This is a genomic window from Spirillospora sp. NPDC029432 (assembly GCF_040703975.1).
Taxonomy (GTDB): Bacteria; Actinomycetota; Actinomycetes; order Streptosporangiales; family Streptosporangiaceae; genus Spirillospora.
The window spans coordinates 1-9138 of record NZ_JBEZWH010000131.1; the positions used below are offsets into that span (position 1 = coordinate 1).

At 75.2% G+C, this 9138-nt stretch carries 8 protein-coding genes; 1 reads left to right on the top strand and 7 read right to left on the bottom strand.

Going from position 1 to position 9138, the window contains the following annotated elements; genetic code table 11:
* A partial coding sequence (locus tag AB0881_RS41190) for an ATP-binding cassette domain-containing protein (RefSeq protein ID WP_366626344.1) occupies positions 1–1080 on the top strand: 1080 nt, incomplete at its 5' end.
* Here the strand turns inward: AB0881_RS41190 and AB0881_RS41195 are convergent.
* The 7 genes from AB0881_RS41195 to AB0881_RS41225 all read right to left on the bottom strand — a co-directional run bounded on the left by AB0881_RS41195 (position 1034) and on the right by AB0881_RS41225 (position 8979).
* Positions 1034–1843, bottom strand: a complete 810-nt coding sequence (locus AB0881_RS41195; RefSeq protein ID WP_366626345.1) for an ABC transporter ATP-binding protein — start codon at positions 1841–1843, stop codon at positions 1034–1036. The genes AB0881_RS41190 and AB0881_RS41195 overlap by 47 nt on opposite strands.
* Positions 1840–2892, bottom strand: coding sequence for an iron chelate uptake ABC transporter family permease subunit (locus tag AB0881_RS41200; protein ID WP_366626346.1), 1053 nt, complete (start codon positions 2890–2892; stop codon positions 1840–1842). Before AB0881_RS41200 ends, AB0881_RS41195 begins: the two co-directional genes overlap by 4 nt.
* The gene (locus AB0881_RS41205; RefSeq protein WP_366626347.1) at positions 2889–3932 is read right to left on the bottom strand and encodes an iron chelate uptake ABC transporter family permease subunit; all 1044 of its coding nucleotides are present in this window, start codon (positions 3930–3932) and stop codon (positions 2889–2891) included. The genes AB0881_RS41200 and AB0881_RS41205 overlap by 4 nt, the downstream gene beginning before the upstream one ends.
* 4 nt (positions 3933–3936) lie before the next feature.
* A complete protein-coding gene (locus AB0881_RS41210; RefSeq protein WP_366626348.1) occupies positions 3937–4941 on the bottom strand; it encodes an iron-siderophore ABC transporter substrate-binding protein in 1005 nt (334 codons plus the stop codon).
* Positions 4942–5000: 59 nt separating this feature from the next.
* On the bottom strand, positions 5001–5615 hold the full coding sequence (locus tag AB0881_RS41215) for an MSMEG_1061 family FMN-dependent PPOX-type flavoprotein (RefSeq protein ID WP_366626349.1): 615 nt from the start codon (positions 5613–5615) through the stop codon (positions 5001–5003).
* Positions 5616–5716: 101 nt separating this feature from the next.
* Entirely contained in the window at positions 5717–6397 is a 681-nt protein-coding gene (locus AB0881_RS41220) for a response regulator (protein WP_366626350.1), read from the bottom strand.
* On the bottom strand, positions 6394–8979 hold the full coding sequence (locus AB0881_RS41225) for an ATP-binding protein (protein WP_366626351.1): 2586 nt from the start codon (positions 8977–8979) through the stop codon (positions 6394–6396). Before AB0881_RS41225 ends, AB0881_RS41220 begins: the two co-directional genes overlap by 4 nt.
* Between the last annotated feature and the right edge of the window lie 159 nt (positions 8980–9138).

Below are 9138 nucleotides of genomic sequence, written 5' to 3' on the forward strand. Positions count from 1 at the left end.
GCCGAACGCCTCCAGCGCCGCGGGCTTGTCGCCGCCCTGGTACGCAATGTTGCCGAGGTAGGACTCGGCCTTGGCGGCCTGCTCCTCGTCGCCGGGACGAGTCCGGCGACGGCGTCGGCCCTGGTCACCGGCGCGCGCCTGCTGGTCCTGGACGAGCCCACCAGCGGCCTCGACCCCGCCACCGCGGCCGGCCTCGCCCGCAACCTGCGCGCCCTCGCGGCTGGCGGCACCGGGATCCTGCTGCTCGGCCACGACCTGCCGTTCGCGCGGGAGCTCGCCACCGGCGTGCTCGTCCTGGAACGCGGCCGCCCCGCCGGGACCGCCCTCCCCGCCCCGGCGCCCTTCGACCCGCCGCCCGCCTTCATCCCATCGGGAGCCCCGTCACGCGAAGGCGTGAGCGCCCGCGACGTGGCGGTACGGCGCCGCACGGGCCCGATCACGATGGCGTTCCCGCCCGCCGGGCGGACGGCGCTGATCGGCCCCTCCGGCGCGGGCAAGACGACCTTCGGCCGGCTGCTCGCCGGGCTCACCCCGGCCACCTCCGGCGAGATCACCTGGAACGGGGAGCGGCTGCCCCGCCGGATCGAGCGCCGGAACGCCGCGCAGCGGAGGGCCGTCCAGTACGTCCACCAGAACGGCGCGGACTCGTTCGAGGCGCACCGTCCCATGCTCGGCCAGCTCGCCGCCGCCGGGCGGCTGCTGCGCGGCCTTCCCCGGGACGCCGCCGGGGAGGAGGCGCGGGCCATCGCCCACCGGTTCGGGCTGGACGACGGCATGCTCGGCCGGCTCCCGTCCGGCCTGTCCGGCGGCCAGCTGCAGCGCTGCGCGCTCGTCCGCGCCCTGATGGCCCGGCCCGCCCTGCTGGTCTGCGACGAGGTGACCTCGGGGCTGGACGCGGCGACCCGCGACCGGGTCCTGGACGCGCTGCCCGGCCTGCTCGCCCCGGCCCGCACGGCGCTGCTGCTCATCACCCACGACCTCGCCGCCGCCCGCCGGGCGTCCTGCGCGATCGCGGTCCTGGACGGCGGCCGCCTCAGTCCTGCCGCGCCAGAACGTGGTGGCGCCCCACCGGAACGATGAGCGGCGTGCCCGACACCGGATCGGCGACCACGCGGCACGGCATCCCGAACAGGTCCGTCACCACCTCCTCGGTCACCACCTCGGACGGCGCGCCCTCGGTGACGACCCGGCCGTCCTTCATCGCGATCAGGTGGTCGCCGTAGCGGCAGGCCAGGTTGAGGTCGTGCAGCACGGCCACCACGGTGGTGCCCTCGCGCGCGTTGAGGTCGGCGAGCAGGTCCAGCACCTCGACCTGGTGGCTGACGTCCAGGTACGTCGTCGGCTCGTCCAGCAGCAGGATCCCGGTGCGCTGCGCCAGCGCCATCGCGATCCAGACCCGCTGCCGCTGCCCGCCCGACAGCTCGTCGATCGGGCGCCCGGCCAGCTCCAGCGTCCCGGTCGCGGCCATCGCGGCGGCCACCGCGTCGTCGTCGGCGGGCGTCCAGCGCCGGAACCAGCCCTGGTGCGGGTAGCGTCCCCGGCCCACCAGATCGACGACCGTGATCCCCTCGGGCGCCACCGGCGTCTGCGGCAGGATGCCCAGCTCGGTCGCCACCTTCCGGCTCGGCAGCGCGCGGATGTCCGTGCCGCCGAGGCAGACGGTCCCGGCCGACGGGCCGATCAGCCGCGCGAGCCCGCGCAGGAACGTGGACTTCCCGCAGGCGTTCGGCCCGACGACCATGGTGATCCGCCCGGGCGGGATCCGCACCGACAGGTCCTTCACCACCGGCCGGTCGCCGTACCCGATCTCCAGCCCCTCGGTGTGCAGGGTCGTTTCCTTCATCCGCCGTAGCCTCCGCGGTTCGAGACGGCCAGGAGCCAGAGCAGGTACGGGGCGCCGACCGCGCCCGTGACGACGCCGACCGTCAGCTGCGTGCCGCCGAGCATGTGCTGCGCGGCGAAGTCCGCGACGAGCGTGATCAGCACGCCGACCAGGGCGGCGGGCAGCAGGCCCAGGCCGCCGCCGCGGGTGAGGCGGGCGGCGATCGGGCCGGACAGGAACGCCACGAACGCGACCGGCCCGGCCGCGGCCGTCGCCGCGCCGGCCAGGCCGGTGCCGACGGCCAGCAGCGCGAGGCGGGTCCGTTCGGCGTCCAGGCCGAGGCCGCGCGCCGCGTCGTCGCCGAGCTGCAGGGCGCGCAGCGTGCGGCCGAGCGCGAACGCGGCCGGGACGAGCACCGCCATGGCGACCGCCAGCGGCAGCACGCGGTCCGCGCGGCCGTACAGGCTGCCGGTGAGCCACACCAGGCCCTCCTGCGCGACCTTCACCTCGGTCCTGGTCAGCAGGTACGACACGACGCCGGTCAGGGCGGACGCGACGCCGATGCCGACCAGCGCCAGCCGGTAGCCGGTGACGCCCTGCCGCCAGGCCAGCAGGTAGATGAGCGCGGACGTCAGCAGCGCGCCGCCGAGCGCCCCGGCCGACAGGGCGAGGCCGGACGCGCCCGCGAGCACGATCAGCGCGACCGCGCCGGTGCTCGCGCCCGCGGTGATCCCGATGATGTCGGGGCTGGCGAGCGGGTTGCGGACCACCTTCTGGAAGATCGCGCCGGACAGCCCGAACGCGGCGCCGACCAGGACGGCCAGCTCGGCGCGGGGCAGCCGCAGCCGGTGGACGACGTAGTCGATCGCGGGCGTGCCGCGCGCGGTGAGCGAGGCGGCGAGGTCGGGCAGCGGGATCGCGTAGTCGCCGACGGACAGGCTCAGCAGGAACATCGCGAGCCCGGCCGGGACGAGCAGGGCGCAGACGGCGCGGGCGCGTGCGGTGCCGCGGGTACGGGCGCGGGCGACGGCCCGTACGGCGGTCGCGGGGATCTCCGGGCCGGGCGTCACGGGGCCGCCGCCTTCCGCCGCCGCACCATCGCCACGAAGACCGGCGCGCCGATGACCGCGGTGACGATCCCGGCCTGGACCTCGGCGGGCCGCGCGACGAGCCGGCCGATCAGGTCGGCCGCCAGCAGCAGGAGCGGGCCGATCAGCATGGAGTACGGCAGCAGCCAGCGGTGGTCGGGGCCGGTGATCGCGCGGGCGAGGTGGGGGACGCCCAGCCCGACGAACGCGAGCGGGCCCGCGAGCGCGGTGGCCGTCCCGCACAGCAGGACGATCGCCAGCCCGCACGCGGCGCGGCTCGCGGCCACGTTGCGGCCCCAGGAGCGGGCCATGTCGTCGCCCATCGACAGGGCGTTGAGCGCGCGGCCGCAGCACAGCGCGAGCACCACCGCCGCGGCGAAGAACGGCAGGGCCTGCACGACCACCGAGGCGTCCCGGCCGGTGAGGCCGCCGACCTGCCAGAAGCGGAAATGGTCGTACGACAGCGCGTCGGTCAGCAGGACGCCGTTGGTGATCGAGCCGAACGCGGCCGTCAGCGCCGCCCCGGCCAGCGTGATCTTGAGCGGGGTGGCGCCCTCCCGGCCGAGCGAGCCGATGCCGTACACCACCACGACCGCCGCCGCGGCGCCGGCGAAGCCGAACCACACGTACCCGGTGAGGCTCCCGACCCCGAGCACGCTGATCGCCAGCACGACGAACAGGGCGGCGCCGGCGTTCACGCCGAGGATGCCCGGGTCGGCGAGCGGGTTGCGGGTGACGCCCTGGATCACCGTTCCGGCCAGGCCCAGCGCGGCCCCGGCCAGCAGGCCGATCAGGGTGCGGGGGATCCGCAGCTCCGTCACGATCAGCTGGTCGGGGTCGGCGCGGTCGAGGTGGAGCAGCGCGTCCAGCACCGTCGTCAGGGGCAGCTGCTTGGCCCCGACGGCGAGGCTGAGCGCCGCGGCCACCGCGACCGCGGCGCCCAGCGCGGCCAGCCCGGCGGCGAGGGGGACGCGGCCGCGCACCGCGGCGGCCTCGCGCTCCGCGGCGGTGGCGGTGCTCACGGGGTCACTTCTCGACGGCCTCGGCGAGCAGCGGCACGACCTTGTCCAGCGCGTACGCCATGCCGGGGGCGGAGGCGCTGGAGAAGGCGTCGCTGACGTTCTTGTCGCGCAGCAGCACCGAGCGCCCGTCCTTGACCGACGGGACGGCCTTGTAGAGCGGGTCGTCGGCGATCTGCTGCGCGTCGCCGCGGATGGGGAACATGAGCGTCACGTCGGCGTCCAGCAGCTCCATCCGCTCGTTGGAGAACGTGATCGAGAAGCTGTCCTTGGCCAGCGCCTGGATCTTCGGCGCGTTGACGAAGCCGAGCTTGCGGAGGAACTCGACGCGGCCGTCGCCGTTGACGTACGCGCCGTACGAGTCGGGCGCGCGCACGCCCGCGGCGACGGTCTTGCCGGCGAAGCCGGGGTTGTCCTTCTTGGCCTGGGCGAACTTCGCGTCGAGGCCGGCGCGCAGCTTGGCGGCCTCGGCGGTCCTGCCCAGCGCCTTGCCGACCAGGTCGAGCTGGTCCTCCCAGGAGGTCAGATACGCCTTGGCGCCCGGCGGGATGCCCACGACCGGGACGCCGAGCTCCTTGAGCCGGTCGTAGCGCGCCTTGGTGCCGTCCGACCGGGTGTCCAGGATCAGGTCCGGGTTCAGCTTGGCGACCGCCTCCATGTTGACCTCGAGCGTGCCCAGCTTGGCCGGGGGCTTGGTGTACTTCGCGGTCACCCACGGGCCGAGGCCGTCGCCGCCCACCTCCAGCCAGTCGGCCGTCCCGACCGGCTCGACGCCGAGCGCCAGGGCGGTCTCGGCGTCGCTCCAGCCGAGCGCGACGACCCGCTGGGGCCGCTTGGGCACGGTGACGTCGCCGAACTCGGTCTTCAGCGTGACCGGGAACGTTCCACCGGCGTCCCCGCCCGAGCCGGCGGCCGGTTCGGCGCCGTCGGCGGCGCATCCGGTCGCCAGCGCGGTCAGCATGAGGGACGCGGCCAGCAGCCCGCGCAGCCTTCTGGGCAGGGCAAAGCGCATTGCCCCTCCAATCACCCGGAAATCAAGAGTATTAGGTTAGGCTAACCTAATGCAACAGGTCAGGTGGTCGCGGGGGCGGCCGTCCCCGTCGCCGCGGCGATCCGGGCGTCGATCATCTCCTTCACCGACGGCACGGCCTCCGGGGGCAGCCAGTTCTCCGGCTGCCAGGCGTTGGAGAAGGTCAGCGAGCGCGGGCAGTGCATGTACGCCTCCTCCGGCTCGATCAGCAGCGCCGCGACCGGCGGCTTGCCGTCCACATGGAGGTGGTCGAGCAGCTCCGGGCGCATGCTGATCCGGGCCGGCCCGTTGATCCGGAACGTGTCCGGGCGGCCGGGCACGAGGAACAGCGCGCCGACGCGGCCGGTCTCGGCGACGTTCAGCAGCGTGTCGATGCGCCGGTTGCCGGCCAGGTCGGGCACCGCGATCAGCCGCTCGCCGAGCACCCGCACGAAGCCGGGCGCGCCGCCGCGCGGGGTGACGTCCATCCGGCCGTCCCGGCCGCGGCTGCCGATCATGACCAGGGAGGCGGCGCCGACGAACCGGGCCATCGTCGCGTCGACATGGTCGGCGACCTTGTCGATCACGATCCGCGACGGCTCGCCGTAGGCCTCCCGGAGCCGTTCGGCCGAGTCGACGGCGTCGTGCTCGTAGTCGGACAGCGACTCGTTCGGCATGCGGGGGGCTCCCTTGGACGGGCCGGGCGCGCGGCGGGGCGAATGATCTTTAGGTTAGCCTCACCTCAGCCGCGCCCGATACGCCGGGTTTGGGGGCGGGTTCAGGGGTCGTAGCGGTAGCCCATCCCGGGTTCGGTGATCAGATGCCGCGGCCGGGACGGGTCGTCCTCCAGCTTGCGGCGCAGCGAGGCCAGGTAGACCCGCAGGTAATGGGTCTCCCTGAGGTACGCGGGCCCCCACACCTCGGCCAGCAGCCGGCGCTGCGGGATCAGCGCGCCCGGGTTGCGCAGCAGGATCTCCAGCAGCTTCCACTCGGTCGGGGTCAGGTGCACGCGCTCCCCGCCCGGCCCGGTGACGACCTTGCGCACCAGATCGACGGTGTGCCCGCCGACCTGGGAGACCGGTGGCGCCGGCTCGCCGGCCGGGGCGCGGCGGGTGATCGCGCGGATCCGCGCGAGCAGCTCGTCCACGCCGAACGGCTTGGTGACGTAGTCGTCGGCGCCGGCGTCCAGGGCGTCCACCTTGTCCTGGCCGCCGGTGCGCCCGGACAGGACGAGGATCGGCACCCGGCTCCAGCCGCGCAGCCCGCGGATCACGTCCACCCCGTCCAGGTCCGGCAGGCCCAGATCGAGGATCACCAGGTCGGGATGCCAGTCCGCGGCGCCGGCCAGGGCCTGCGCGCCGTCGGAGGCGACCCGGACGTCGTAGCCGCGGGCGCGCAGGTTGAGCCGGAGCGTCACCAGGATCTGCGGCGAGTCGTCGGCCACCAGCACCCGCGTCACCGCTCCTCCTCTCCGGGGACCGCGGGCCCCTCGGGCCCGGGCGGCCGCAGCGGCATCGAGACGATCATGGTGAGGCCGCCGCCGGGCGTCTCCTCCGGCGTCAGCGTGCCGCCCATCGCCTCGGTGAGGCCGCGGGCCAGGGCCAGCCCGAGCCCGACGCCGGTGTGGTTGTCGCGGTCGCCGAGCCGCTGGAACGGCTCGAAGACGCGGTCCCGGTCGGCGGGCGGGATGCCCGGGCCGCGGTCGATGACGCGCAGCTCCAGCCGGTCGCCGTGCGCGCTGGCGGTGACCAGCACCGGCTCGCCCGGCGGGTTGAAGCGCGCGGCGTTGGCGATGAGGTTGGCCAGGACGCGTTCCAGCAGCATCGGGTCGGCGATCATCTCCGGCAGCCCGTCCGGGATGCGGATCTCGGCGTCGGCGGCGTCGCCGAGCGCGCGCGGCACCACGTCCTCGGCGGCGATCCGGCGGGCGGAGATGCCGAGCGCCCCCGCCTGGAGCCGGCTCATGTCGAGGAGGTTCGCCACCAGCCGGTCGAGCCGCTCCAGGGACTCGGCGGCGGTGGCGATGAGCTCGTCCCGGTCCTCGTCGCTCCAGGCGATGTCCGGGCTGTGCAGGCTCTCCACCGCGGCCTTCGCCGAGGCCAGCGGGGTGCGCAGGTCGTGCCCGACGGCGTTGAGCAGCGCGGTCCGCATCCGGTCGGCGGCGGCCAGCGGCCGGACCCGGCCGGCGGTCTCGGCCAGCCGCTGGTGCCGCAGCGCGACGGCGGCCTGCGCCGCGAACGCCTCCAGCACCCGCCGGTCGGCGGCCGGCAGCGGGCGGCCGCGCAGCACCAGGGCGAGCGCGCCCTCGTCGACGAGGATGTCGGTCTCGCCCGCGTCCGGGCTGGTGCACGGGCGGGACCCGGCGGTGGCGACGATCGTCCACGCCCCCGGGTCGCGGAGGCTGCCGGGCGCCGCCGGGACGCGCCGGTCCCGTTCCAGCAGGGTCACCGCGTCCAGCGCGTACGTCTCGCGGAGCCGCTCGATGATGCCGGTGAGCGGGCGCCGCGCGCCCGGCGGGGCGTCGCCGCGCAGGATGTCGCCGGCGAGCGTGGACAGGATCTCCGCGTCGGCGCGGGCCCGCGCCGCCTCCCTGCCGCGCCGCGCGGTGACGTCCACGATCGTGCTGACCGTGATGCCGACGACGACGAATACCACCAGCTGGAAGAACGCCTCGGGCGCGTGCACCGTGAATGTGTGGATCGGCGGGGTGAAGTAGTAATTGAGCAGGAACGACCCGGTGATGGCCGCGAACAGGGCCGGGTAGAGGCCGCCGATCAGCGCGACGCCGATCACCGCCGCCTGGAAGAACAGGATGTCGCTGGCCAGCGTGATCTGGCCGCGCGCCTCGTTCAGGACGAACGTCAGCAGCGGCAGCCCGAGCACGGCGGTGGCGAACCCGGCGTCGCGCCGCTTCGCCGGCACCCCCCAGGCCGCCCGCAGCGCCCGCCAGCGGCGGCCCTGGTTGGTCTCCTCATGGGTGACCAGGTGGACGTCGATGGAGCCGGACTGCGCGGTCGTCGTGACGCCGACGCCGCGCGAGAACAGCTGCGCGACACGGCCCCGGCGGGACGCGCCGAGCACCAGCTGGGTGGCGTTGACGCCGGCCGCGAAGTCGAGCAGGGCGTCCGGGACGTTGCCGCCGACGACCTGGTGGTAGCTGCCGCCCAGATGCTCCACCAGCGCCCGCTGCCGGGTGAGGTGGGCGGGCGCGGCGCCGGTCAGGCCGTCGCTGCGGGTGACGTGCACCGCCAGCAGGTCGGTGCCCTTGGTGCGGTCGGCGATGCGCGCCGCCCGGCGGATCAGCGTGTCGCCCTCGGGCCCGCCGGTCAGCGCGACGACGACCCGCTCGCGGGCCTCCCAGGTGCCGCGGATGTCGTGGTCGGCGCGGTACCGGTCGAGCTGGTCGTCCACCTTGTCGGCCAGCCACAGCAGCGCCAGCTCGCGCAGCGCGGTGAGGTTGCCGACGCGGAAGTAGTTGCCGAGCGCGGCGTCCACCTTGTCGGGCGCGTACACGTTGCCGTGCGCCATCCGCCGGCGCAGCGCCTCCGGCGCCATGTCGATCAGCTCGATCTGGTCGGCGCGGCGGACCACCTCGTCCGGTACGGTCTCGCGCTGCGGCACGCCGGTGATCTGCTCGACGACGTCGTTGAGCGAGTCCAGGTGCTGGACGTTCACGGTCGAGACCACGTCGATGCCGGCGGCGAGGATCTCCTCGATGTCCTGCCAGCGCTTCTCGTTGCCCGAGCCCGGCACGTTGGTGTGCGCCAGCTCGTCGACCAGCGCGACCTCCGGCGCCCGCGCGACGACCGCCGCGACGTCCAGCTCGGTGAACTCGGTGCCGCGGTGGCGCAGCGTCCGGCGCGGCACGGTCTCCAGGCCGTCGAGCAGCGCGGCCGTCCGGGGCCGCCCGTGGGTCTCCACGAGGCCGACGACCACGTCGGTGCCGCGGTCCCGGCGGCGGCCGCCCTCGGCGAGCATCGCGTACGTCTTGCCGACCCCGGGCGCCGCGCCCAGGTAGATGCGGAGGCTCCCGCGTCCCATCGTGCCTTCCTGTCGTGTGTGCGTGCGGCGGGGCGCCCGGCCCGGGGGGGGCGGCGGCCCCCCCCGCCGGCGCCGCGGGGCGGGGGGTGGGGAGAGCGGGGTGGTGGGGAAGAGTGTGGGTACCAGGGGGTAGTAATCGGTGGTCGCCGGTTGATTAAA

What these genes read in the sequence shown, in the direction of transcription:
- AB0881_RS41195 (WP_366626345.1), bottom strand. Translation starts at nt 1,843, where the DNA reads ATGAAGGAAACGACCCTGCACACCGAGGGGCTGGAGATCGGGTACGGC.
- AB0881_RS41210 (WP_366626348.1), bottom strand. Translation starts at nt 4,941, where the DNA reads ATGCGCTTTGCCCTGCCCAGAAGGCTGCGCGGGCTGCTGGCCGCGTCC.
- AB0881_RS41215 (WP_366626349.1), bottom strand. Translation starts at nt 5,615, where the DNA reads ATGCCGAACGAGTCGCTGTCCGACTACGAGCACGACGCCGTCGACTCG.
- AB0881_RS41225 (WP_366626351.1), bottom strand. Translation starts at nt 8,979, where the DNA reads ATGGGACGCGGGAGCCTCCGCATCTACCTGGGCGCGGCGCCCGGGGTC.